The organism is Budvicia aquatica DSM 5075 = ATCC 35567 (genome assembly GCF_000427805.1).
In the GTDB taxonomy this organism is placed as follows: Bacteria; Pseudomonadota; Gammaproteobacteria; order Enterobacterales; family Enterobacteriaceae; genus Budvicia; species Budvicia aquatica.
The window spans coordinates 16,632-43,049 of sequence record NZ_ATYS01000028.1; the positions used below are offsets into that span (position 1 = coordinate 16,632).

Here is a 26,418-nt window from a genome sequence, read left to right on the forward strand (position 1 = left end):
ATTATTTAACAATGCCCAATAGTTCCCACCAAACATAACCCACCGTCATGGTGACAACAAAACAGACTAACGCCACCACGGCACCCGAAATCCACCACTGCTTCACATTGCTATAACCGGCACCGAAAATAATCGGGGCGGAACCACCGCCATAGTGGGTCAGTGCGCCACCGTAAGAGTTCGTCGCCGCTAATACCAGAGCCAGCGCCATCGGATCCGCACCAGCGACCTTACCCACCGTCAGAAATACCGGCAGCATGGCAATGGCATATGAACTGGCCGAAGCAAAGAAGTAGCGAATAACAATGCTCAGAAAGCCAATGACGGTTAAGGCAATAAACGGATTATGGCCAAAATCGATATTGTTCTGAATCAAATCAGCCAGCCAGTCAAAGACCTTGGCTTTACTGAGCGCACTCGCTAAGCCAATGATGCCGCCAAACCAAAGTAAGGTATTCCAGGCACCTTTGTTTTGCAGCACGTCATCCCACTTGATAACGCCCAACAAAATACACAGCGCCATCGCCATAATCGCTACGGCCGTTGCATCAATTTTTAACCCAATGCCGAATACCTGCCCCAGAATTGAAGGCAATGCCCAACCAAGCAAAGCAGAAATAAAGATGCCAATTAACAGCTTTTCATTACGTGTGATAGGGCCCAGTTCCGCCAGGCCTTCTGCCGCAATCTTTTTATTATCTACCTTAGTCAGTTCAGGCTTATCCAAGTAATAACCAACCGCCGGAACAATCAATAATAAGGCTAAGCCGGGTACCAGCATTGCCAGAGCCCAAACGCCCCAGTCAAGATTTACCCCTAAAATCTTGGCGGCAAAATCAGCGGCTAACAGATTCGGAGCCATCGCCGTAATAAACATAAAGCTGCTGACTTTCATGACAAAGTAGATATTGGACATCAAATAAGAGCCCGCTTTCTTTGCCGTATCACCGGGCTCTGAACCCAGCGCTTTTACCACTGAAAGAATAATCGGAAATACTATTCCGCCGCTGCGTGCCGTATTGGACGGCGTCACCGGAGAAATAACAAACTCTAAAAACGCCGTCACATAGCCCAGCCTTAGCGTAGTACCGCCAAAAGAACGGATCATATGAAAGGCAATTCGACGCCCTAGCCCTGTTTTAACAAAAGCGATACTGATGCCGAACGCCGCAAATACTAACCAAACCGTTGAGGTCGCGTATCCGACAAGAATTTGGCCGGTATTATTAAGGAAAAAGCCCGCAAAACCGACCACGCCTAACAAAACGACCGCTTCGGAATAGGGTTTTAAAATAAGGCCACAGATAGCCGCTAAGTAGAATCCGGACAGGCGCCAAGAGGCTTCGGTTAATCCGGCCGGTGGCGGAATAAACCAGATAACAAGCGGTATCATGACTAAGATACACAACTTCCATAATTTATTTTTCATGCTGTAGTTTCTCTTTTTTAATGTGTTGTAATGGTGAAAACTTACTGGCAATCGATAAACATCAATCTCATCCGTTGTTGATTTAATTCGCCCGTCTTCCTTTTCGCGTTCCCCGTCGGTACGGTGTTGCAGATCGTCCTGATAGGCACTCCTACCGGAGCGCCGTTATTGGGCGCTGATCAATACGTACATTGACTTATGTCCGTGGCGCTAAGTCGCTAAGGCGACTGACATAGCGCAACCCTTTTTTGGCTAATGATTCCCGCATTTGGTAGATATCCAACCCGAGCTCACCGTCTGCCAAACGCTGGCGTTTGCTGATTTCGAGATCGAGGCGAGCCTGTGATGCATCGGCCACGGCTGAAGCCTGCTCCCGTGGCACGATCACTACGCCATCGTCGTCTGCCACAACGATATCGCCGGGGTTCACTAACTGCCCGGCACAAATCACCGGCACATTGACCGAGCCAAGCGTTGCTTTTACCGTTCCCTGAGCCCACACCGCACGTGACCACACCGGAAAATTCATTTCGCGCAGAGTCTGGCTGTCTCGAATACCAATATCGCCGACCAGTGCCACCACTCCGCGAGCCTGTACCGATGTTGCCAACAGGTCGCCAAAAAATCCGTCGTAGCATTCAGAAGTCGGCGTCACAAGCAGTACATCACCGGGCTGGCACTGTTCTACCGCGACATGAAACATCCAGTTATCACCCGGAGTGACCAGTACGGTTACCGCATTACCGGCAATACAGCGCCCTTGCTGGATAGGTTTAATCCGTACATCCAGTAACCCTTGTCGCTGCTGGGCTTCATGCACTGTCGCGACGCCATATTGGGCAAAGCGCGCTAGCAAAGAGGATTCAGCACGTTCTATCTGCGTAACTACCACGCCTTTCATATTCACGATGCTCATGACAGATTCTCCGTTACCCGAGGGAAGATGCTTTGATAGCCTTCGCCATAGGTAATGACCTGAGCGCTGGCAATGCCTACGTTGCGTTTTGCCTGTACCCCGCGCTGTAACGCCACCCGCGTGTAGTATTCCCAAAGGTGTTCTTGACCGGCCATACACTGAATAGCCGCGTATTTCTTCTCCCAAACGGAAGTGATATTCAGCAACACATCAGGCTTCCAACCACACTGCTCCGGTTGATGCGGTTCGAAGCAATAAACCGGCGGTGCACCGATAATGGTTTCACCCGGCAGGTACCCTTCTGCCTGAGCAATAATGCGCGCTTCCTGAGTGAAGCTGGCAGCCAGCGGGTGGTCATAGTTGTAGGGATCGGCCAACGAATGCGTAAGTACAAAGTGAGGCTGGATGCGACGGAAGACATCAGCCAGACGAAACAGATCTTGTTTGTCTGCCCGCAGCGGATAATCCCCCATATCAAAAAATTCAATGCTGGCACCCAGTACGTTGGCCGCAGCTTCTGCCTCGGTATGGCGGCTTGCTTTAACAATCTGTTCCGTCATATTGCCCTTACGCCACAGTTTGGCTGACTCTCCGCGCTCGCCGTAAGACAGACAAACAACATGAACCTGATAACCCTGCTCGACGTGCAGAGCAATTGCACCGCCCGCTCGCCAAACGAAATCCGCCGAATGGGCGCTAACAACCAAAGCCGTTTTTTGTGGAATATTTGCCATGATAATTTCCTTTTTTATGCTGTTTTAACCCTCTGGATTCTTGCATGGCCGAATTAACTCGGAACAGTGAGTTTTATTGCCCTAGCCACGAATTTCATTTATGCTCAAAAAACAAACAACATTAAATATGGCTAAAAATGCGGAAGAAGGGTGAAGATAACTTTATAAAAATTATGCAAATAAGAGCTTTTTGCATGACAGCAGAACAAGGGGCTGCATCCTTAGCGGCGCTCAATTTATTTCGTACTCAATCGGCAATTACCCGTTCGATTCGTGATCTTGAACACACTTTAGCCATATCCCTGTTTGAACGTCATGCCAGAGGAATGCTGTTAACCGATTTGGGCAAAATTATTCTTCCTCGAGCCCAATCCGCTATTCGAGAGCTAAACCGCATCCCGGCATTGTTAAGCAGGCTGCAGCAGCGTGATGACCGCAACAGTGAAGCGCTCGAACCGATATGGCTGTTCAACGACCGTCGGTTACAAATTTTCCTCTCGCTTTATCGCCAACATCACACCCTGCGCGTCGCTAAGGCGCTGGACATTACCCAACCGGCGGTGAGTGCCGCGTTAAAAGTGCTGGAGAAAGGGGCAGGAATGAAGCTATTCCACCGCACGCCAAAAGGCATGATGCCCACGCCGGCCGGTCATGAAATCGCCCCCTGCATCAGTCGGGCATTAAATGAAATTCGCCATATTCCGGAAGATATTGCTGCCCACAAAGGAGCCTTGACCGGTGCGGTACGCGTTGGTGCCCTACCGCTCAGCCGCGCCCGGATTCTGCCTCAGGCGGCAATTAAGCTGATATCCCGCCACCCTGATATAAAAATAGTCACCAATGAAGGTGGATTTACCGCGCTGCTGGCCGAGCTACGTGCAGGAGACATTGATTTCATCGTCGGTGCGCTGCGCCATGAAGAAAAGGTGTTAGAAATTCACAGCGAATTACTGTTTGGAGAAGAGCTGATTTTGCTGACGCGGCCCAATCACCCGTTGTCACGCCGGGCGCTAAAAAATGAAGAGCTTCGAAACATTCAATGGGTTCTGCCGCGAAATCATGCGCCATCACGCCATCTGCTTGAGCAGTCCTTTCATAACATGGGGCTAGAATCACCAAAACCGGTAGTAGAAAGTGGCGATCCTGCCGTAGTACGCGCGCTGCTGTTGGGCTCTGATATGGTCGCTGCGGTATCTTCCCATCAGTTGGATTACGAAGTTACTCAAGGCATTCTTATTCCGCTAAGCGTAAGCCTTGCCGGTACTCGCAGAGAAATAGGGCTGATGACCCGCCAGGGAGCGCTACATTCTCCGGCAACCGATGCGCTGATGAACTGTATTCGTGAAGTGATTAGTGAAACAAATGAGTCGGGTACTGAATCGGCGTATTTATAAATCTTCAGAGATGATGATATTAATTATTTAAACTTACTTTAATTAAATATTATGTTTATTTAAAGCCCAAGTTAAATTAGAAAAAACGAAGGTTAACGCTATATTAATCACTAAGAAATCCACTTTTTAAATAGATTTAAATTATTTTTCAATATAACCATACAGCACCTAACTCTTATATTCAGGTGCTATTATCCAGGCTGAAAATTAAATACCGTGCTCCTGTGCGAATTCATCATAGGTCCATACTTTTCTGCCTCGGGATTTAAAATACTCGATTTCTCCGGCAACACCGCTGCTCTTGTCCCAGCCGGGTAAAGTCAGTACGATAAGTTCATCACAGCGTGCCATATAAGCCTCATCGATCGGAGTCCAGCTAATCTTTTTCCCCTGTGCCGAAGCCACCAGGTTTATCGGGTGAGTCATGGTAATTTGGCTATATACCGCATGACCGGCTAGTGATAATGCTGTTGCCACCTCAGTACATTGATTAAAACGTTGTTCAACAACCTCGTTATTCTTATCTGAATAAGGGCAGGCAATAAAATAGAGTTTCATTATTGTTCCTTTAAATTATATTGATCGTTACGGATGGAAATGACTCAACGCTCAGATAAAAGCGTAAGCATATATAGGCTATTAATTTAATAGCCTATTGTTTAGAAAATAGATTGCCTGACTATTATTATGACGGGTTAAACATCGCCCCCCGCATTAGCCAGTATAATCTTGGTTTTATTTTTACCCGATATCTTAATATCTTTACCCGTGGTTACCAGAATATCGACATTCTCCCAGCCGGTAACCAGATTAATCGCGTGCTTATTCACTTTCGATGAGTCCGCTAAAACGATCAGTTTATCGCTGTTTTCCAACATCTTGCGGGCAACCGCGGCTTCATCAATATTCTGATCCATAATGCCCCGGTTGACATCGATAGCCCCGACGCCGATAACCGCATAGTCAGCAAATAGCTCACTGATATTTTGCAGGGCAATCGCCCCTAAACAGGCATACTGAGAACCGATAAACTGACCACCAATCAGGATGGTGTCAATCGTTGGGTTCTCCTGCATGATGCTGGCAATCAAGGGAGAGTTTGTTATCACCGTCAGGTTATTTATCATTTTCACACTTTGACTAAACTCAACCGTGGTTGAGCCAAAATCAATAAATAACGTGTCGCCGGACTTAATCACTGCTGCCGCTTTTACCGCTATGGCCTTTTTCTCATCAAGCGCGACTTTAGCGCGCTCTGAAAAATTACGTTCAAACTTAGACTGGATGTTTACCGCACCACCATGGACTTTCTTCAGCAGCTTTTGGGATTCCAGCTTGGTCAGATCGCGACGGATAGTCTCCTGCGCAACGTTAAAATACGCCGCTAAATCGTGCACAAATACCTGACCGTTAGAGGATAACTGTTCCAGAATCGTTTGATGCCGGAAATTAGATGAACGTCCTTCAGCCATATACTTTGTATCCTGTTATTAAGTCACTCAATTTCACTCAACTATACGATACTCACACTGATTTCTGTAGCATTTAGCGGTATCAATTCCGCTTTCACATTTTTCAGCATAATTCTTCGCCCCGGTAAGCAGCGGTGATTACCCTGATATAAAACGGTGTTGCCGACTTTTACCGTAACCTGACCACTAACTGCATGTTTTACGCGAATATTCAGATTAAACGGGTCCGCTGCCGCCGAGGTATTAACACAGGTTGGCGCGGTAAACAGAATATGTTTATCGTGCTGAATAGGGATTCGATTCAAAACAGATTCAGCGTTATCATTCAGGTCTCTGGCGACCGCCAGCCCTATCACTTTACCTTCCTGATAACACTGGTCGCCCATATCAGCCGGATGCAACATATTACCGAGCGCATAGTAAGCCGCATCCGAACAGCGGCCATCAGCATCAACCACCGGACACCCCGAATGAGCAATAAAATCAAGATGGCTTTTTCTGATTAAGCTGTATTCCCCGGTAAATTCACCGGTGAATATCACGGCATCACAGTCGATACGTTCAGTCTGGCCGTTACGTTCAACTAATACGTATTCAACCCGCTCTAACCCGCCAATTTCTACCAGCTTGGTATTTAAATGCAGAGGTACCCCCATTAGTTTAGAGACCAGACTTAATGGCCGGTTAGCGGTTATTCTTGCCTGCGATTCAATCATCGCTTTAGCTTTAACCCCCGCATTACGCAGAGTCCAGATAGCGGAAAAACTAACGATCTCGCTGCCAATAATTACCGGATTACGGCAGGGTTTCTGACGGTTAAGGTAGACAAACTGTTGCAGCGCACCGGTGGTCAAGACCCCCTGAGGGCGCAGGCCTGAAACTAAACGAGGGTGACGTGGCGTTTCCCGTGCACCGGTTGCTATCAACACCCGCTTGCCCTGTATCTCCGTTATTCCTTTATCGCTGGATATAAGCAACTTACCTTCAGGGCGAATTTCGACTACCGTCGTGTTTGTCATCACCGGTACATCGGCGCTTAACGCCAGAATTTTCTGCACAAACGTCGAGCCTTTCATTGGCTGTTTAAAAGCCAATAGGCCAAAAGTCGGGTGCTGACAGTGTCGGGGAACGCCGCCGGGCTGTGATTCTCGCTCCAGAATGACAATATCGTTAATCCCTTGCTGCTTTAGGGCCGTCGCAGCGGCAATTCCTGAGGGGCCTGAACCAATAATGATCGCATCATAATTCAGTTTCATTTCAGCACCTCCACGGCCAGCGTATTTTCAAAACGATGATTAATAATTTCAGCCACTTTATTGCTGCAGAAAAACCCGTTACAGCGCCCCATCATCGCCCTGGTTCTTCGGCGTAAACCGCCGAGACATTCGGGAGGAATATCGGAATCAAATACCGACTCAATTTCCCGCCGGGTAACCAGTTCACAGTGGCAAACTATGCCGCCATTGTCTTCATGCTGGTAATCACGCTGATGGTATTCAGACAACACCGGCATTTTCGGCCAGATAATCTCTTGCGGCGGGTTGAATTCAAACAGGGGTGCAAAGTTATCCTGATACAGGCCGGCAATATGCTGTGCAACGCCCAAAGCAGAGGTTAGCCCGGTAGAACGAATGCCCCCGACGCAAATCCACTGTTTTTCAGGATAGTCAGCAATACGGTAATATTTTTCTTCTGTTGCCGGGCGAAGGCCTGCGTAAGTGGCGGTTACACTGTAGTTATGCAGGCTCGGCAACATTTTGCTGCCTTGGCGGATAAGATCTTCCAGCACCTCTTGTTTCACTTCCGCCTTCCAGCGGTCGTCTTGTTCTTCTGCCGTTGGTCCCAGCAATAAATTGCCAAAAATGGTTTTAGTCAGCAACACGCCTTTTGTAATGGCGGTGGGCACCGGCAAAATAATCGCGTTAATATCTTCGGCCGCGACCTTGTCATAAATAAGGAACTGCCCTTTTCTGGGTTTAATCTGAAACGGAGATGGATGACAGATACTTTCTACAATATCACCGTTAATTCCCGCACAGTTGATGACTAAACGGGCATTAAACTCACCTTTCTTAGTTTGTAATGTCCAGATGCCTTGATTTAGTGCCCCGCCCTCTACCTCACAGTGAAACTGATAGCTTGCACCATGTTTAACCGCCTGAGTTAAGTAAGCTAATGGTGAACTCCAAGGATCCATAACGGCCTCCCCCGGCACGCTCACTGCCGCCAGTGCGCCCGGAGCCAGCTTGGGCTCACGTCGATAAAGCTCGTCTTTATCAATAAGCTCAACGTCTAACACCGCGTTAGCGTGCGCCTGTTCGATAATACCCGGGAGCTTAGCCAGTTGCTCCTCACTCCACGCCACAACCAGTGCCCCGGTCTGTAGCAACGGCAAATTCATTTTATCTTTGATCTCCATGAATTCTCGGTAGCCGTTTTGAATACAGCTCAACTCAAGGCTTTGCGCCGGTGCATCAAAACCGGTGTGCAACAACGCACTGTTTGCTTTACTGGCGCCAGAGAGAATATCCCCTCCCCTTTCCAGCAATAACGTTTTTGCCCCGAGTAGGGCAAACTTGCGCACAACGGCGCAGCCCACCACACCACCGCCGATTACAATTACGTCCCAGATCTGGTCATTTTGATTTTTCATATTCAGGTAATCCCGATGAATTTTGTTTCCTGAACACATAAAACCACACCAAATCCACAATATCAACATTAAAAACAACATCAATAATCACACATAACGAAAACAACGCCACAATGTTAATTTCTTGTGACACTTGTCACACATAAGAAACAAAATGTGATATTTATGTGGATTTTATTTCCGTTTGATCGAGATAATCAAAAAAACACTCCAATTAACAACAATAATATTGAAGGAAGTGAACAATGCTTAACCAACGCTATGCGGCAATCGATCAAGGAACGACCGGAACCAGAATCGTGGTTTTCGACGAAAGTGGCCGCTCTCACTCACCAATGAGCATTCCCCATAAGCAAATCACGCTAAACAGCGGCTGGGTTGAACACGATCCGGAAGAGATTCTGGCCAACATGATGAAATGCTTATCAGCCTGTGAAGTGGTGGATGCTCTTGGCATCTGTCATCAGGGGGAAAGTATTGTTGCGTGGCATGCCGACAGTAAGAAGCCGTTATATAACGCCATTATTTGGCAGGATATGCGAACCGAAAAGCGTATTCAGCAGATGAAAGATCGGGGTATGGAACCGATCGTTCAGCAAAAATCCGGTCTGCCGCTCGATCCCTACTTTTCAGCCAGTAAGATGAACTGGATTATTGAGAATATTGTTGGCGTTAAGCAGCTGGCTGACAAAGGAAAATTACGCATCGGAACCATGGATGCCTTTTTCCTCGACCGTTTATGCGGGGTTTATTGCACTGACTATAATGCCGCATCGCGCACGTCGCTGTTTAATATCCACACCCTGACATGGGACCCTGAACTGTGTGAAATATTCGGCGTTCCAATTCACTGCCTGCCAGAAATTCACGATACGGTTGGTGATTTCGGCAGTATTAATCTGGACGGGCATATCACGCAGGTCACCGCCGTGATCGTTGACCAATTTGCCGGAACCTACGGCCACGGCTGTCGCAATCAGGGAGATGCTAAAGTGACATTCGGCACCGGTGCTTTCCTGCAATCGCTAACCGGAACGACCATTGCCGATACCAAGGACTCCGGCCTGTTACCCACATTATGTTGGAAATTCCCCGGCCAAAAACCGGTCTTCGGTCTGGACGGCGGCGTATACAACGCCGCATCGGCCCTTAACTGGGTGAAAAAAATCGGCCTGCTTGAAAATTTCGATGAACTGAGTGATTTCGACAGAGAATCAGCTATATCCCGAGGGCTGGCTTTCGTCCCTGCGTTATCTGGTTTGGGTTGCCCCTACTGGGATCGTTCTGCCGCCGGCATATGGGCGGGTCTGTCATTAGATACCGAGAGAAAAGATCTTCTACAGTCAGTACTGGAAGGCATCGCGGCACGTTCTGCTGAGGTGATTATCGCCATGGATAAGCTATCTCCACTGGGCGACAGTATCTCGGTTGATGGCGGCCTTTCTTCTAATCAGTACTTCAAACAGTTTCTTGCCAATCTAATTCAAAAAAACATTGTTGCGCCTGAGAACCGTGAAGTTACGGCGCTCGGTGCTGCCATGCTGGCCCGAAAAGGGCTGGGAATAGAACGTCCTATCACCTTTAAACAAAATGCCCAAATTACAAAACCAAATAACAGCTCAATGTCCGGCGTAATGGAAAGATATCAAGAAATCATTGCCCGTTCACGAGGCTTGCGCAGTTAATAAAATAATACCCCCAAAATAATTCGAGTTGCATTGAGGCGGCAAGAGAACCCAGCCAACAAAGAGGCAGCTTGAAGTATCAAGGGGATAAAATAAAAAAGGATATCCCATGGCAGAGTTCGGTAACTACGTTATTTATCTTATTATGGTGGGGACGCTGGTGGGTGCACTGGCCTCTATCATTAAACCAGACAGCGGACTGGGCAAAGAGTTTGTCAACGGCATACACTCTATTGGCCCGGTATTTCTGGCACAGGCCGGCATTATGGCCGCAGTCCCGCTGCTGTCTAAAGCGATTTCACACTTACTTGGGCCGGTATTCAGCGCCGTAGGTTCTGATGTCTCGATTGCGGCGTTATCCATTATCGCGGTAGATATGGGTGGCTATCAGCTGGCTGATGCCCTGACCACTAACCGCGATATGTGGATTACCGCCATGCTGATTGGCTACACTTCTGGTGCCACCATTGTGTATCTGATTCCGGTTGGCCTGACGATGCTAAATCGTCAAGACCATAAATATCTGGCATTAGGCGCAATGGCCGGGTTAATCAGTATTCCGTTTGGCGTATTAGCCTCATTACTGCTGATTACGTTTAATAACATCCCCGTTCGCGACATTATTTCAACTACCTCACCGGCGACATATCACCTGTCGCTCGATTTCATCACTATGCTGCAGTATCTGGCCCCGCTGTTTGCCTTCTGTTTTCTGCTGGCGGCTGGCTTGAAGTACCGTCCCCAACTGATGGTGGCCGGGTTTTTGGTGTTCGGTAAAATCATGGATGCCTTTATCAAACTGGTTTTGGCCTGTTCGATCATCGAACACTTTACCGGCGTGTTTGCTAAAGTCTTTGGTTCGTGGGGATTTGATCCTCTGTTTGCCGATCAAAAAGAGCTATTCAGAGCGATTGAGATCGCCGGATATATCGGGATTATGCTGGCAGGTACCTTCCCTATCTGTTACCTGTTCCAGAAATACTGTAAGCGTCTGGTAGGTGCCCTGAGTAAAGCGTTAAAGTTAACCGATACCGGTGCACTGGCGTTTATTATGGTATTAGCCAATATCATCGCCACTTATCACCTATTTATTAATATGAAAGCCCGTGACAAAGTGCTGTGCGTCGCTTTTGGCGTATGTGCTCAGGCGACCATTGGTGATCATCTGGCTTTCACCGCCAACTTCCAACCAACGCTAGTCCTGCCTATTTTATTGGGTAAATTAGCCGGTGGCTTCTTGGCTGTACTGATTGCCATTAAGATTTCTGTTCCGGCAGCCGAACGTTTTCAGCAACAGGACCTAGAACAGGAAATGATCGAAAGAAAGTTGGCAATCAGCACGCAACAGTCCGTTATGGGCTAGAAACACACATTATTACCACACCATAAGTTATAGGCCACCGGCGATCATCGCGGTGGCCTTTTATATTTATTTGCCATCTATAACGACATCGCGTCTAAAGCCTCTCTTTTCAATCCCAGAGCTAAGGCTTCAGAACATCTCAAATTAATACCCGCTAACTTATTGTTTTACATATAAAGCTAAATAGCAGGTTCACCAGGCTGGCTTTATCCTGCAACCGGCAGCGAATTTAACTTCACATTGTATATATATTTGCCCTGAAAGGTTTTCTGACATGCACGACAGTAGTAGCGCTGACAGCCTGTACGACCCTTACCATGTTTACGAACGCCATGCTTATCGCCACAATAAGGACAGGAAGAAATATATCCTTTCATATAAACTCCTCTAATAATTATTTTAGTTAATTTTCGGTATATTATTTATGCTTGACCAGTATCAAAATAATAATATTTATCCATACAAAACCTGACGAGATAACATCATATAAACAGACGGTGAGAAGCAGCTAAAACAGGTGCTGAAATATAATCAGAGTCAACCAACCTTAGCTAAATAGATACCATTAAACGGGCGCTATTATTCGATAGGAATAAAATAATCACACGTAATCCAATGTTTTGTATCGGTAATTATCGTTCCATCATAATGAATATGTTCAATATCCCCTCCGGCTCTTCTTTTCAAACCGCGCGCCGGTAACTCTTCAAGATAAATATGATTAGATAACTCAGCGTAAGTGTTCCACTCACCTTCAAAATGAAAATGGGCATACAGACCGGCTTCAGAATGAAATGATTTGGCATCGGGCATCAGTTGTTCGCTATCCGTTTTTATACCTATATTCGTGGTGACACAAATAGCACCACTCTTACTTTGAGAAGCAACAAAATCAGAGACTAAATAGATATCATTCTGATGCTTATTTAAATTCTCTTTGATTCCATCTAACCGAAAAGTACTCATATCTGGGTAGATATCATTCAACAACCCAACCTCATAGGCAAATTGATATCCCCGATAAAACTGGTCTTGCAGATGACATAGTTCGAACTTAGGGATATCCCTCTTATTGACCAGATGAGGTGCACGTAAATAAGTTAAATCCCACTCAGGACTATTACGGTATTGGCCAGGTGAGCGTCCAAACAATTTTTTAAATTCGCGGCTAAAAGACTGCTGAGAATCAAAATTTAACCGAATAGCAATATCAATAATGGATAAGTTAGTAAGATGTAACAATAATGCGGCACGACACAGTTTTCTCTGCCGAATGTAGGCACCAATCGTCATATCAACATAATTCTTAAATAATGATTGAATATGACGCCGGCTATATCCAGAGAGAACTGTAATATCTTCAAGATATATATCTTTCTCTAAGTTCTCTTCGATCCATTGAAGGATAACGTTAACAGTTTGTTGTTGTATCATGCCTACGCTCAGAAAGATGCAATAGCACCAAAGCCCGCTACCCACAAAATCCAAAATTAGCCAAAGAATAGGGCCAAGAATAATCGAATTGTTAAAACACAGTTTAGCTTTTTATGCAAAAATGAAGTCAAAACTAAAATTGAATGAATAACAAAATATAAAAAACTCAAAAAACGTCACCATCTAAAATTAATCCCAACCGATACAGTCATAATATAAATAGAAAAAACCACCGCTTAAGGTATAGGTGCATTAGAGGCCAATTAGTGATCAAAAGTTTCATTTATTATGAAACTATTTTCCTTGTGTACTACTTTGTGGTTTTCGAGATGGGCATATGAAAAGCCGTTATGCTGGCGAAAAAACCTAAGATAGAGAAACATACAGAAAGGTTGAAATATCGGTGCCTGTCGGCGTGGTACAATTCATTGAGTCAGATAAGCGATATGGTTTACGGATTATCACAAACCGGAGATAAACCAATGACAGATATTTTAAAAGTGGCCTTTATTTTTATTGCTCCTGAAGCGGATCCGACCATCCATAATTCATGGGTAAAAACCAAACATATCCATCTTAAAACCTTAGCGGTTAGCCACTATCAGCAAGGATGTGATCTCATTGATGCGCTATATCAAGAGGGTATTACTGGCATTGAACTATGTGCAGGCTTTGGTCATCAAGGCGTAGCACGGATGGTTGAAGCGGCTAATGGCCGGATACAGGTTGGCGTAGTGCGCTTTGATAATCATCCTTTACTCGGCTTTCGCAGCGGCGACAGCATCAACGCTGCTCATGCTGATTAAGTGTAATCCAAAATGATGTTGCGACATATCGCGGCGCCATCGAATGTGCTGTCCCCATGGATAGCACATTACTGGCGTTGGCATTTGCCAGCCGGTGTTGTCTTGCCGGAGCTGCTGCCGGGTACCGGCGGAGAGCTGATGTTTAATCAGGGAGGTGACCTATTAGTCGAGCTGATTCCTCTCAACGGTAGCATCATAACCGATACTCAAACCATCAGAACCGGAGATGCCTTCCTATTCACTCCCCGCAGGGCAAGGATTCGACTTTCGCCACTAACGCCTAAGTCTGATGTGCGCTTTATATCCGCTCGCTTACGGTGCGGAACGAGCTTCCCCCTATTTAATCTCTCTCTTGAAGAATTGGGTGACAGGCCGGTATCGCTGAACGATATGGCATTAAAATACCCCTTTCCCGATCTGTCAGAAGTTCCTTTTAACATACAGGTAAGCCAATTAGAACGCTGGTTAATTCATCTGCTTGATAAGCACCTTACCGCGGTTTCTTATATGGCCCGGGCAGCAAATCAGCTCTATTATGGTGAAGATTTGCTCACAGTTCGCGAGCAACTTGCCCTGACTCCACGCACCATGGAAAGACACATTCGACACTTTATTGGCGTCGACGCCCGCTATTTTTGCCGCACTGCGCGTTTTCAGCATACCATTCGTCAAATATTAGCCGGCCAGGGCATGCTGGACAGTGCGCTAGCCAATGGATACAGCGACCAATCCCACTTCATTAAAACCTGCCGGTTCTATACGGGACTCACGCCCGGTCAGTTATTTACCGAACAATATAAAGGATTAAATTATTATGTTTCCCCTGAGAGCATGACCGATCTCTGACGGTAACAAGCGCTGAACTTATGACATTTAATTTGATATCTATGATGACTTTACTCACGCTGTTTTTCTCTTTAACACAACCATTTTTAATACAACATATTGATATAAATAAAATATAATCTTTTAATTAACAATGATCTTCAGTTGCATTTTTTTGCGATCTTTACCGAAACTTTAATATTCTTCCGTTAGATGCCCGTTCCTCCGATTGAATATTTTACTGTATATATATACTGTAGTTTATGTTCATTCAGGTTCTGGCATGAATCAATCCATCACTTGGTCGGGAGAACGCTCTAATGCAAATAAGAACAGACAGTCATACCGCAGATATCATTGCCGCACTGCGTAAAAAAGGCACCACGCTAGCCGCCGTATCACGCTCCGCAGGGTTGAGCTCATCCACGTTGGCAAATGCACTATTACGTCCGTGGCCAAAAGGCGAATGGTTAATTGCTGATGCAATAGACGTTCATCCGAGCGAAATATGGCCGAGCAGGTATTACGACCCGCATACGGGAAAGCGCAAAGAACGGATGCCAAGAAAGACCGTCACCCTAAGCGAAATGGTCAATTAACAAAATAGCCGTTGCTTGCCCAGTCGCTAATATGGCAGCGATTTAGCCAATTAATGAATGGGCAAGATTATTTCGTTGCTAACAGGTTTCGGCCATCTCCGCCGATGGTTTTATTGTTTCGCTTTTGCCTTTATCAATCTGATAAATATATTTTATCTGAAAAGTTCTTCGACACTCAGAGCAATAATATCGCTGTAATCCTGATCGGGTTTTACCATGCTTGCGTACACTGCGCCACTCATGGCAATGAGGACAGGCAAACACATAACCTTTCATCTTCATACCTCCTATAATAACGGCTATAAAAGGTCGATCTTCGATATATGTTCTGATCGATGGTTTTCAATATCACTATTTATGGTGAGTCCAGGCGGGTTCAATCTAATAAAAAAGGCGCTGATAATAACGCCGTTAAATTTCATATTGGCGTCCACTATTCTCACTAACATATTGACAGGCCAACGCTTCTGCTATTTATTAATGTGGCCGACAGAAAAACCCCTTATAGTCCTCTGTCAGAGTAAAAACCTACCGTCAGTGAGACCTAAAAAAAACAGCTGATATAGGGTCAACAAAACCATTTTTTATTTTTGCTAGGAGTTAGCATGCCGCTGCAGTTACGCCATTTAGTTTTTATCCCTCTGCTTGCATTGACAGCCTGTCAGCAGCCCGCCAATGACACGTCAACAAACTCTCTGTCTGGAACTTCTCACAGCCGATCGGCCGTAGTGAATAATGCCAAAATCGAGATTTCTAAAAGCGCTCTGGAATACAACATTAAAAAAGTTCAAACGTTACTGGGAGATAAATCCTCTCTGTGCGCAATTTTAAAGGGTGATGCCTACGGCCACGATCTGTCACTGGTAGCACCGGTGATGGTAAAAAACAACGTTCAGTGCATCGGGGTCGCCAGTAACCAGGAATTGAAAACCGTTCGGGATCAGGGCTTCACCGGCCGGTTGATGCGCGTTCGAAATGCCACAGAAGAAGAGATGCGTCAGGCTGCGGATTATGATGTAGAAGAGCTGATCGGTAATCTGGATATGGCAAAGCGCCTGAATAACATTGCTGCACAGCAGGGCAAAACGCTGCGCGTCCACTTAGCACTGAACTCCGGCGGCATGTCACGTAATGGTCTGGAAGTGAATAACCGTGCGGGTCTGGATCAAGCTAAGGCTATTTCTGAGCTGGGTCACCTGAAAATTGTCGGCATTATGTCCCACTATCCGGAAGAAGACGCAAATGCCGTTCGCAAGGATCTTGCCCGATTTAAAAAGCAATCACAGCAGGTGCTTGAGGTTACCGGCATTAAGCGTGATGACGTGACATTACACGTTGCCAATACCTTCGCAACCCTGACCGTACCGGAATCTTGGCTGGATATGGTGCGCGTCGGTGGGATTTTCTATGGTGATACCATTGCCAGTACTGAATACTTACGCGTTATGACGTTCAAGTCGTCTATCGCTGCTCTGAACCACTATCCAAAAGGCAACACCGTTGGCTACGATCGCACTTATACCCTAAAGCGTGACTCGTTACTGGCTAATATTCCGGTCGGATATGCCGACGGTTACCGTCGTGTATTCAGTAATGCGGGCCATGTTTTGATCCAAGGACAGCGCGTTCCGGTGGTGGGTAAAACGTCGATGAACACCGTGATGGTCGATGTAACCGACCTGAAAAATGTCAGCCCCGGCGATGAGGTTGTTTTCTTTGGCAAACAGGGTAATGCCGAAGTAACGGCGACAGAAGTTGAAGACATTAGCGGCGCGCTATTTACCGAGATGTCGATACTTTGGGGGGCCACTAATCAACGGATTTTAGTCGATTAGTCTCACTTGCAGCCGATAGTTTATTTTTAATATCTGACGGGCCGGAATGAATTATCCGGCCCCGTTATTTTTGATTTCGCTAAGCCGCTTATCCTTAAGGGTGAAATTTAGCGATCGGCAACATCATCTGATTAGCTTGGCTTACCCCGTGATTTAACCCACTCACGTAAACGCTGTAGATGCAGATAGAACGCCGGAATAAACAGAATTCCCACCGCGGTTGCCATTAACATTCCCCAGAACACGGTAATACCAATAATTTGTCGGCTCATGGCACCTGCACCGCTGGCAAAGACTAATGGTAACACCCCGAGAATAAAGGAAATCGCCGTCATCATTACCGCCCGAAAACGCTGTTTAGCACCATCCTGTGCGGCTTCGACAATGCTGGCCCCCTCCTCTCTTCTGGCTTTAGAAAACTCTACGATTAAAATCGCATTCTTCGCCGCCAGACCGATCAACAGTATCAGGCCGATTTGTACATAAACATCATTGGCAAAGCCGGCAATGGATAGCCCGAATATCGCCCCCGCAATGGCAAAAATAACCGACAGTTTTACCACCAGAGGAATAGTCCAGCTTTCATATTGAGCCACTAAGAACAGGTAAGCGAATATCAATGCTGCCGCATAGATATACACCGCCTGCCCCTGACTTTGCTGTTCCTGAAATGACATTCCGCTCCACGCATAGCTATATCCGGCAGGTAAGTTCGCGTCCAGTACGCTCTCCATTGCTGTCATGGCCTGACCTGAGCTAAAACCGTCCGCGGCTAAGCCACTGACAGAAATGGCCGGGAACTGGTTAAAGTTACTGATAAACGGCGCCCCTAAAGAAGGCCTGAGCGTAATGATATTAGCTAAGTTCACCAACGCACCGGTGTCGCTGCGCACGGTAACGTGGTTGATTTGTTCCATCTGCTGGCGGAAATCCATATCTTTTTGCACCTGAACCCGGAACATGCGGTTACTATGAGCAAAATCACCAATCGACATCCCGCCAAATGACGTCTGTAACGTATTAAATATCCGGCTAACCGGTACCTGTAGCAGTGCCGCCCGTTCGCGATCGATACTCAGCTCAATTTCAGGTACCGAAGCACTGAAAGTCGTAAATACCCGGTTAAGCTGCGGATGTTGGTTGGCGGCAAAAATAATCCCCTGACTAACCTGCGCCAGCTCTTGAGGCGACTGGCCATCTAATGCCTGAATCCGTAGGTCAAAACCGGAAGCATTGCCTAACCCGGCAATCGACGGAGGCTGAATCACCATAATCATCGCCGAAGGAACGGCTGACAGCTGGGCCTGAAGGTCAGCAACAATCCCATCGATATGCCGACGATCTTCCCACGGTTTTAGCATCACAATGGCAAAACCAACGTTGGATGAGTTAGTCCCGGTCAACAGGCTAAAACCGGTAATTTTAATCACGTCCTCTATAGCAGCATCGTTGTTGATCACCTCGTGCATTTGATCCATCACGGCTTGGGTACGATTAAGCGACGCGCCATCGGGTAGCTGAACGTTAACAAAAAAGTAGCCCTGATCCTCTTCCGGCAAAAAGGACGCTGGCAGTTTGCTGTATCCCCACCAAGAGGCGAAACAGACCAGGATCACCGCAATCACACTGATATAGGCTTTATAGCTGATATGCCCGGTCAGAGTGACATAGCCATCCCGCAGGCGATCAAAGTTGCGGTTGAAGTGGCCAAAAAATCCGCTTTCCGACAAAGTACGGCGTTTTAATAAAATACTGCACAGAGCCGGAGTCAGGGTTAGTGCGTTAATACTGGAGAAAATCACCGCCGCAGACAGCGTTACGGCAAACTGGCGATAAAGCTCTCCCACAATGCCGGGAAGAACCGCGATAGGTACAAATACCGCCATCAGCACTAAGGTTGTGGCAATAATAGGGCCGGCGATCTGACTGATGGCTTTGCGAGTGGCATCAGTTGGCGTCAGTGAGTCGTCTAACAATAATATGCGCTCAACGTTTTCCACCACCACAATGGCATCATCTACCACAATAGTCAGAGCCAATATAATGGCAAACAGGCTTAGCGTATTGGCCGAATAGCCAAAAACATACAGTGCGGCAAACGTACCCAACAATGCCACCGGCATGGTCAAAGCCACAATAAAGGTTGCCCGCAGGCTCTGTAAGAACAGATAAACCACCGCCAGCACAATAATCAGCGTCAGCGTTAGAGAAATAATAATTTCATTCAGCGTCGCCGTTACCGGAACCGTTGAGTCATATTTGATGCCATACGCCAGATCGTCAGGAAAACGGGCAGAAAGGCGCTTCATTTCCTGCTGAATATCATGAGCAACGTTAAGCGCATTAGCACCCGGTGCCGGGTAGACTCCCAAGAAGGCGGAATCCATCTGGTTTAATGACGCATTAATCTGATAGTTTTCAGCCCCTAATTCAACCCGCGCAACGTCGCGAACTCTGACTGAGCCACCGCTGGAGTTAGTGCGGATAATCACATTGCTGAATTCCGCCGGCGTGGTCATTCCCCCTTGTCCGCTGATGGTCAGTGATTGCTGCTGCCGATCGGATATTGGCGTTACGCCAATTTGCCCTGCCGCCGCCTGTACGTTTTGCTGTTGTAATGCCGTAACGATGTCCTGAACGCTGACGTTCAGTGATTCCATTTTCTGCGGGTCAAGCCAGACGCGCATGCTGTAATCACGGGCACCGAACACCTGCACGTCACCCACTCCGTTTACCCTGGCTAAGGCATCTCTAAGTTGGATGGTGGTGTAGTTACTAACGAACAGATTATCGTGAGTCTTATTTGGCGAATAGACACTGATACCGAGCAACAGATTCGATGCGCGTTTGCGTACTGAAATACCTTGGTTATTTACCTCTGCCGGTAAGCGAGCGCTAACTTGTGATATCCGGTTTTGTACTTCTACCGCCGCCATGTCCGGGTCAGTACCGCTGGCAAAGGTAATGTTTAGCTGATAACCGCCGTTATTCGCACTGCTTGACTCCATATACATCATGTTACTTACGCCATTGACCTGCGCCTCAAGCGGCGAGGCAACGGCCTGAACAACGTCCCGGGCGCTGGCACCGGGATATACAGCGCTAACAGAAACCACCGGAGGTGCAATATCAGGATATTGTTCAACCGGAAGAATATAGACCGACACGGCGCCAATCAGTGCGATAACCAAGGAAATAACAATGGCGAATTTAGGACGATGAATAAAAAAATGCAGCATCTGCTTTCCCTTAATTAACTGTTTGTGATGCAACCGGGTGCGCATTCACCGTCATGCCGGCTCTGACATGTTGAATCCCCGAAACAATCACTTGCTCATCAGCCTTGAGTCCTTCAACGACTTCATATTCTTGCTGGAACTGTCTGCCTAGCTGTACTGGTCGAACTTCAACTTTATTTTCTTTATCAACAACTAAAACAAAGTGGCCCTGTTTATTTTGCTGTAGTGCAGCAATAGGCACCATGGTCACGGTTTCCGGCTCTTCAGGTAATAATGAAACGCTGACGACTCCGCCCGGCAATAACAGATGCTGTGGATTATTAAACCGGGTACGGATCACCACGGAGCCGGTCTGAGTGTCGATTTGGTTATCGATAGAGTCAAAGGTGCCGCTTTCAGAATAGAGTTTGCCGTTTGAAAGTCTGATCTGTGGAATATAAGACAAAGAGTCATTACCCTTAGTGCCTTTATATCTGGCTGAAATATAGTCTTTTTCATTAATGGCAATGGCGATACGAATGGGATCAAGCTGAACAATATTAACTAATGAACCGCTGGCGGGGTTAATCAAACTCCCGACGTGGAAACGACTTTGGCCAACCTGCCCGGTTATCGGAGAGGTAATCCGAGTATAGCTCAGTTGAATTTGCTGCAATCGCAGGTTTGCTTCACTTTGAGCGACGGCAGCTCGGGTCATATCCCGCTGTGCTCTGGCCTCATCTACCGCGGCCTGACTTGCCGACCGGCTGGCACCCAGTTGCTGTAAACGATTTAGATTCACCTGGGCATGCTGAGCATTAGCTTTAGCGCTTTCTAGCTGAGCCTCTGCCAGCGCTACCGCCGTTTGATGCAATGCAGGATCGATTTCGAACAGTACATCCCCTTCCTTTACCATCTGACCATCGGTAAATAGCCGTTCGGTAATAAACCCTTCAGTTCGGGTGGTAACATCAATCATCTGCATCGCTTCGATGCGACCTAAGTATTGTCGTGCATTTTCTGGCGTTGCTAATCGGGTCAGTGCCACATTCACAGAGACCAGCGGTGCAGCGGGTGCCGCAGACAGGCCAATCACAGATAGCCCGAATAAACCCAAAACCAACAAATAGCAGGATAGAATCACAGAGTTTCGATTAAGCATAAGGTAAATTTTGCCCTTAGAATGATATGCTGATACTTCTGTGCATTCAGCGAGAACGACACAAAAAATTTAAATAGCTATCGTTTACATAAGCGTGTCTTTATATATTAAGACATAATAGCCAAAGTGATAACTCAGTCTGTTTTAACAAAAATGCCAGAAACAAACGCATCCATCCCTGAACGTATTGAAATATTTAAAAATAACTCACAACGCCACTGCCACTCCCTTATTTTAAAACATAACCTGTTGCCAACTCTCTTTTACAGCCTGATAAACACGTTAAAAAATAAAAAACCAGACAAACCTGCCACCATGAAATAAGTGAAATAATAGGTATTGGCGATGAATAGACTGTATAAACCCGCGATATAAATTCTACCGATGAATATGGTGAATAAACAATAGTTTCCTAATAATCACCACAGAAAGTATGGATAAATTGTTGCGACGCATGGGTAGCGTAAGGAGCACACCCTTTTAAAACGCGATTTTCGATAGATTTTGAAAATTTGTTTTTGTTAAAAATCATTACGTTAACAATCTCCACTGAAAAAATCATGCAACTCAAAAAAGATGATTTATACTCTAATTAAAGTATAAACAAAAATGTTCAAAGTAATAATAAATTCTTGATTAATAATGCTTTAATAAGTAGTTAATAAATTTATAATTAATTTATAATGTGTTTCAAATGATAATCGATATTTATTCTTAAATTTTCATGCTCTAATTACCAACAGATGTTTTTACTATAAAGTGTTTTCCACCCTACTCAATTATCGTATCTTTTATCTATTTCTATTGAGAGTAATTCTATGAAACAAAATATCATTCTATCTTTATTTATCGTAACGGCTTTAGTGGGTTGTACTAATAACAGTGCATTGTCCGGGAATACCGTCAGTGCATCACAAGCCCAGAGAATGCAAACTGTCACTTATGGAACCATACTCTCCACCCAGCCGGTCACTATTCAAGGCGGAGATGATAATAATGCTCTTGGTGCAATTGGTGGCGCTGTTCTCGGCGGCTTCGTTGGTAATGCCGTAGGCGGAGGAAGTGGTCGTAATATCGCCACAGCCGGCGGTGCTATCGCAGGCGGAATGGCCGGACAAGGCGTTCAAAGTTCAATGAACAGAGCTAACGGCGTACAGCTGGAAATTCGTCGTGATGACGGCAATGTTATCGCCGTTGTTCAAGCTGTCGGTTCTACCCAGTTCTTTACCGGGCAGCGCGTCATGATTGCTAACAGCGGTTCAACAGTAACGGTTTCTCCAACCAATATGTAATGTCCGCGGGTAGGTAGCCGATTACCAACACTCTGGTGAAAGGCTACCCGCTATTCGGTACAGGTCAACGTATCGTTCCGAGTCACCTTTTTACAGACAGCAGATACTCATATATGCCTATAAATTTTATTAAGCGCTGGATTAAACGCATTTTAATCATGCTTTTCATTATTGCCCTGACGCTAGCCGGGGTGCGTATATATGATACTCAACGCGGAGCACCGCTTCAGCTCTGGCATACCTATGTGCCGGATGAGTTAGATGCAGATGAAATTGATCATGTTGATTGGAATGGTTATCTGCTGTCAGAAAACATTACTATGGAAGGCGTATATAAAAACGTCGTCCAACGTATTGACCGCGATCAGCAAGTACAGCTCAATCGCTACTATGAAGGCAGCGTCGTTTATCCGGAACACTTTAACCAAAACTGGAACCGTAGCTATATTATGATGCCGGAGGGCAAACCGAAGGGCGCCGTTGTCTTGCTGCACGGTTTAACTGACACGCCATACAGCCTGCGGCATATTGCCGAAGAGTATACAAAAGAAGGTTTTGTTGCTGTCGGTATTCGCCTGCCGGGACACGGTACGGTACCGGCAGGCTTAACCAGCGTTCGCTGGCAGGATTGGGTTGCGGCAACCCGTTTAGCGGTACGTGAAGCTAAACAGCTTAGCGGACCGGACTTACCATTGCACATGGTTGGGTTTTCGACCGGGGGCACGCTGGCTCTAAACTATGCGTTGGATTCAAAAGAGGATCCTACCCTTGCCAAACCCCAGCAGTTAACGCTTGTTTCACCTATGATTGGTATTACCAGCTTTGCCCGATTTGCCGGGTTAGCCGGACTGCCCGCGGTTTTCCCGCCATTCTCCAAAGCAGCCTGGCTCAGCGTTGTTCCTGAGTTTAATCCGTTTAAATATAATTCATTTCCAGTGAATGGAGCCCGTCAGTCCTATCTGCTCACTGACGAGTTACAAACTAAAATCGTTCGCTTATCCAGAGAGGGTAAACTGGACAACCTGCCGCGGATACTCACCTTCCAGTCGGTGGTTGATTTTACCGTCAGTACCCGCGCCGTGATTAACGATCTGTATAACTACCTGCCGATGAACGGCAGTAAGTTAGTGCTATTTGATATTAACCGTTTAACTAACTTCCAAGTGCTGGTCAGGCCGTCTGTGGTTTCTACTATTGACAACCTGTTGCCTCAAACACCGCGCAACTATCAGGTTAACTTTATTACCAATGAATCACCGGCCACCAATAAAGCCGTGGTAAAAATCACAAACGCCGGAGAGACAACCGAGACGATAACACCGTTGAATATGGAATATTCTCAGGACCGATTCTCCATGTCCCACGTTTCGATTCCGTTCCCTGACAGCGACCCGCTGTATGGCAGTAAGCCGGATGATCCGGAGCAATATGGTATCAACCTTGGCCGCTTAGCGGTTCGCGGTGAACGTTTAGTCTTGGTGGTTGATTTAGATGCCTTATTAAGAGCTTCATCAAACCCTTTCTTCCCTTATGTTCAGGAACGTATTGATGAAAGTATTGCACAAAGCCTGCTGCCACAACCCGCTGACCAACCGGTAACGGCGCCAGCGCACTAATTTCTATCGATCTCATGAAGCGGCTGTTTGATAGAACGGCCGTTTTACTACTGATTAAAATGGTTTAATTAAGGTCCAGCATGATCTTTATGCGCCAACAGAACATCGCGACACTCGCTTTTTTCACCGACAACCGGTAGTCATTGTCAGTACAAAGCCCGGCAATCTTTCCAGCCCTGCCGCATAACATTCATCTTTCGCTTCCTGTCAGATTAAATTCTCGATATTTAATATATGAACAATTTGTAATTTTTTCTTATTTGAATCTATAATTAACAGGCCGAGTAAATATATTTACTTCAACAGATTAATTTTGATACCTTAGTAAACAAATAAAGATAACGGCTCATTTTTGATTCTTTATTTAATAAGTCCGCATTTTACCTCCCTCGCAAAAATCCAGATAAAGTATCAGTAACGAGCCTTTAGGCAAGATGATATATAAAGAATCAGGACTGATGCTTTAAAATATTTTATCAATCACGCTTTCTGTGATCCTCATTGGCTATTAATTTAATCAAAGCCTTTAAAATGCGCACAGACCGAAATATATTTTATTTTTTATTCTGTCGTTAATTAAATAGCTAAAACAGTTGAATTCGTCCCGGCATTTTTATAAATGCCGCCGATTATTATTATAAATTATATATCCCGGGGATCCCCTATGAGCACAATACAATCAGACACAACAATACCGGTGGCAGCCAGCGATTGGCGCAAAACCGACACTATGTGGATGCTGGGCCTTTACGGTACAGCTATTGGTGCAGGCGTTTTATTCTTACCGATTAACGCCGGCATCGGCGGGCTAATCCCGCTGATTATTATGGCAATTATCGCCTTCCCAATGACCTATTATTCACACCGTGGACTTTGCCGTTTTGTTCTGTCCGGTAAGAATCCCGGCGAAGATATCACCGAAGTGGTAGAAGAGCACTTTGGCGTTGGCGCAGGTAAACTCATTACCCTGCTCTACTTCTTCGCTATCTACCCGATACTCTTGGTTTATAGCGTCGCGATTACCAATACCGTTGATAGCTTTATCACTCACCAGATGCACTTACCTTCTCCGCCGCGGGCTATATTGTCCCTGATACTGATCCTTGGCTTAATGACCATCGTACGCTTTGGTGAAAAAATCATTGTTAAGGCAATGAGTATCTTAGTATTCCCATTTGTCGCGGTACTGATGCTGTTAGCCCTGTATTTAATTCCTAACTGGAGCTCGGCAATTTTTGAAACTGCCAGTTTCTCATCGGCGGCGACTGAGACTGGAAAAGGCCTGTGGATGACCTTATGGCTGGCTATTCCGGTAATGGTGTTCTCATTTAACCACTCTCCGATTATCTCGGCTTTTGCAGTAGCGAAGAGAGAAGAGTACGGCGATAAAGCCGAAGCTAAATGCTCTAAGATTCTGGCACGTAGCCATATCATGATGGTTCTCACCGTGATGTTCTTCGTTTTCAGCTGTGTACTTAGCCTGTCTCCTGCAGATTTGGCAGCGGCAAAAGCGCAGAATATTTCAATTCTGTCCTATCTGGCTAACCACTTTAATACTCCGGTTATTGCTTATATCGCACCAATTATTGCTTTCATTGCCATCACTAAATCTTTCTTAGGCCACTATCTGGGCGCTCGTGAAGGTTTTAACGGCATGGTGATTAAATCTTTACGCGGTAAAGGTAAGAGCATCGAGATTAATAAGCTAAACCGCATCACTGCCCTGTTTATGCTGATAACGACCTGGATTGTTGCAACATTGAACCCAAGCATTCTCGGTATGATTGAAACCCTTGGTGGCCCGATCATCGCTATGCTGCTGTTCCTGATGCCGATGTATGCCATTCAAAAAGTCCCGGCGATGCGCAAATACAGCGGACATATCAGTAACGTATTTGTAGTGATTATGGGCTTAATCTCAATGTCAGCCATTATCTATAGCCTTCTGGGTTAACTGTTACTCAACATAGCGTGTAAGGAAATCC

22 protein-coding genes are annotated in these 26,418 nt (G+C 46.1%); 10 read left to right on the forward strand and 12 right to left on the reverse strand.

Annotated elements, in window-relative coordinates; all coding sequences use genetic code 11:
* Position 1 precedes the first annotated feature (1 nt).
* The 3 genes from YWE_RS0112370 to galB all read right to left on the reverse strand — a co-directional run bounded on the left by YWE_RS0112370 (position 2) and on the right by galB (position 3,079).
* Positions 2–1,429: an anion permease gene (locus tag YWE_RS0112370; protein ID WP_029094824.1), complete on the reverse strand. Its 1,428-nt coding sequence runs from the start codon at positions 1,427–1,429 to the stop codon at positions 2–4.
* A 196-nt stretch (positions 1,430–1,625) separates the two neighbouring features.
* The gene (locus tag YWE_RS0112375) at positions 1,626–2,345 is read right to left on the reverse strand and encodes a 4-carboxy-4-hydroxy-2-oxoadipate aldolase/oxaloacetate decarboxylase (protein WP_029094825.1); all 720 of its coding nucleotides are present in this window, start codon (positions 2,343–2,345) and stop codon (positions 1,626–1,628) included.
* Positions 2,342–3,079 carry a 4-oxalmesaconate hydratase gene (galB, locus tag YWE_RS0112380; protein WP_029094826.1) on the reverse strand — a complete coding sequence of 246 codons (738 nt, stop codon included), beginning with the start codon at positions 3,077–3,079 and terminating at the stop codon, positions 2,342–2,344. The genes YWE_RS0112375 and galB overlap by 4 nt, the downstream gene beginning before the upstream one ends.
* Before the next feature lie 137 nt (positions 3,080–3,216).
* On the opposite strand from galB, the gene YWE_RS0112385 reads away from it, so the two are divergent.
* Positions 3,217–4,473, forward strand: a complete 1,257-nt coding sequence (locus tag YWE_RS0112385; RefSeq protein ID WP_029094827.1) for a LysR family transcriptional regulator — start codon at positions 3,217–3,219, stop codon at positions 4,471–4,473.
* A 207-nt stretch (positions 4,474–4,680) separates the two neighbouring features.
* Here the strand turns inward: YWE_RS0112385 and YWE_RS0112390 are convergent, their stop codons facing one another.
* From YWE_RS0112390 to YWE_RS0112405, 4 genes are all read right to left on the reverse strand, one after another.
* A complete protein-coding gene (locus YWE_RS0112390; protein WP_029094828.1) occupies positions 4,681–5,031 on the reverse strand; it encodes a DUF1937 family protein in 351 nt (116 codons plus the stop codon).
* Positions 5,032–5,168: 137 nt separating this feature from the next.
* Positions 5,169–5,945, reverse strand: coding sequence for a DeoR/GlpR family DNA-binding transcription regulator (locus YWE_RS0112395; RefSeq protein ID WP_029094829.1), 777 nt, complete (start codon positions 5,943–5,945; stop codon positions 5,169–5,171).
* A 41-nt stretch (positions 5,946–5,986) separates the two neighbouring features.
* Entirely contained in the window at positions 5,987–7,201 is a 1,215-nt protein-coding gene (locus YWE_RS0112400; RefSeq protein WP_029094830.1) for an NAD(P)/FAD-dependent oxidoreductase, read from the reverse strand.
* Positions 7,198–8,598, reverse strand: a complete 1,401-nt coding sequence (locus YWE_RS0112405; protein ID WP_029094831.1) for an NAD(P)/FAD-dependent oxidoreductase — start codon at positions 8,596–8,598, stop codon at positions 7,198–7,200. Before YWE_RS0112405 ends, YWE_RS0112400 begins: the two co-directional genes overlap by 4 nt.
* A 245-nt stretch (positions 8,599–8,843) precedes the next feature.
* On the opposite strand from YWE_RS0112405, the gene YWE_RS0112410 reads away from it, so the two are divergent.
* Both YWE_RS0112410 and eutH read left to right on the forward strand, forming a co-directional pair.
* Positions 8,844–10,283, forward strand: a complete 1,440-nt coding sequence (locus YWE_RS0112410; protein WP_029094832.1) for an FGGY family carbohydrate kinase — start codon at positions 8,844–8,846, stop codon at positions 10,281–10,283.
* A gap of 109 nt (positions 10,284–10,392) precedes the next feature.
* Entirely contained in the window at positions 10,393–11,646 is a 1,254-nt protein-coding gene (gene eutH, locus YWE_RS0112415) for an ethanolamine utilization protein EutH (RefSeq protein WP_029094833.1), read from the forward strand.
* A gap of 206 nt (positions 11,647–11,852) precedes the next feature.
* Here eutH and YWE_RS31910 read toward each other — a convergent pair whose 3' ends face one another.
* Positions 11,853–12,023: an IS1/IS1595 family N-terminal zinc-binding domain-containing protein gene (locus YWE_RS31910; protein WP_428829266.1), complete on the reverse strand. Its 171-nt coding sequence runs from the start codon at positions 12,021–12,023 to the stop codon at positions 11,853–11,855.
* Between the two features lie 202 nt (positions 12,024–12,225).
* The gene (locus tag YWE_RS0112425; RefSeq protein ID WP_029094834.1) at positions 12,226–13,080 is read right to left on the reverse strand and encodes a helix-turn-helix domain-containing protein; all 855 of its coding nucleotides are present in this window, start codon (positions 13,078–13,080) and stop codon (positions 12,226–12,228) included.
* Between the two features lie 482 nt (positions 13,081–13,562).
* On the opposite strand from YWE_RS0112425, the gene YWE_RS0112430 reads away from it, so the two are divergent.
* From YWE_RS0112430 to YWE_RS0112440, 3 genes are all read left to right on the forward strand, one after another.
* Positions 13,563–13,886 carry a DUF6506 family protein gene (locus tag YWE_RS0112430; protein ID WP_029094835.1) on the forward strand — a complete coding sequence of 108 codons (324 nt, stop codon included), beginning with the start codon at positions 13,563–13,565 and terminating at the stop codon, positions 13,884–13,886.
* A 12-nt stretch (positions 13,887–13,898) separates the two neighbouring features.
* Positions 13,899–14,732 (forward strand): AraC family transcriptional regulator, encoded by an 834-nt coding sequence (locus YWE_RS27190; RefSeq protein WP_084167065.1) that lies wholly within the window; start codon positions 13,899–13,901, stop codon positions 14,730–14,732.
* A gap of 299 nt (positions 14,733–15,031) precedes the next feature.
* The gene (locus tag YWE_RS0112440; protein WP_029094836.1) at positions 15,032–15,310 is read left to right on the forward strand and encodes a helix-turn-helix domain-containing protein; all 279 of its coding nucleotides are present in this window, start codon (positions 15,032–15,034) and stop codon (positions 15,308–15,310) included.
* Between the two features lie 78 nt (positions 15,311–15,388).
* Here the strand turns inward: YWE_RS0112440 and YWE_RS31915 are convergent, their stop codons facing one another.
* Positions 15,389–15,592, reverse strand: a complete 204-nt coding sequence (locus tag YWE_RS31915; RefSeq protein ID WP_428829267.1) for an IS1/IS1595 family N-terminal zinc-binding domain-containing protein — start codon at positions 15,590–15,592, stop codon at positions 15,389–15,391.
* A gap of 323 nt (positions 15,593–15,915) precedes the next feature.
* On the opposite strand from YWE_RS31915, the gene alr reads away from it, so the two are divergent.
* On the forward strand, positions 15,916–17,145 hold the full coding sequence (alr, locus tag YWE_RS0112450) for an alanine racemase (protein WP_029094837.1): 1,230 nt from the start codon (positions 15,916–15,918) through the stop codon (positions 17,143–17,145).
* A 131-nt stretch (positions 17,146–17,276) separates the two neighbouring features.
* Here alr and YWE_RS0112455 read toward each other — a convergent pair whose 3' ends face one another.
* Both YWE_RS0112455 and YWE_RS0112460 read right to left on the reverse strand, forming a co-directional pair.
* A complete protein-coding gene (locus YWE_RS0112455) occupies positions 17,277–20,384 on the reverse strand; it encodes an efflux RND transporter permease subunit (protein WP_029094838.1) in 3,108 nt (1,035 codons plus the stop codon).
* Positions 20,385–20,394: 10 nt separating this feature from the next.
* On the reverse strand, positions 20,395–21,525 hold the full coding sequence (locus YWE_RS0112460; RefSeq protein WP_029094839.1) for an efflux RND transporter periplasmic adaptor subunit: 1,131 nt from the start codon (positions 21,523–21,525) through the stop codon (positions 20,395–20,397).
* An 818-nt stretch (positions 21,526–22,343) separates the two neighbouring features.
* Here YWE_RS0112460 and YWE_RS0112465 point away from each other — a divergent pair.
* From YWE_RS0112465 to YWE_RS0112475, 3 genes are all read left to right on the forward strand, one after another.
* Entirely contained in the window at positions 22,344–22,817 is a 474-nt protein-coding gene (locus YWE_RS0112465; RefSeq protein ID WP_029094840.1) for an outer membrane lipoprotein, read from the forward strand.
* Between the two features lie 113 nt (positions 22,818–22,930).
* The gene (locus YWE_RS27200; RefSeq protein ID WP_051323320.1) at positions 22,931–24,433 is read left to right on the forward strand and encodes an alpha/beta hydrolase; all 1,503 of its coding nucleotides are present in this window, start codon (positions 22,931–22,933) and stop codon (positions 24,431–24,433) included.
* A gap of 664 nt (positions 24,434–25,097) precedes the next feature.
* Complete coding sequence (locus tag YWE_RS0112475; protein ID WP_029094841.1) at positions 25,098–26,387, forward strand: HAAAP family serine/threonine permease; 1,290 nt, start codon at positions 25,098–25,100, stop codon at positions 26,385–26,387.
* The last annotated feature ends 31 nt before the right edge of the window (positions 26,388–26,418 follow it).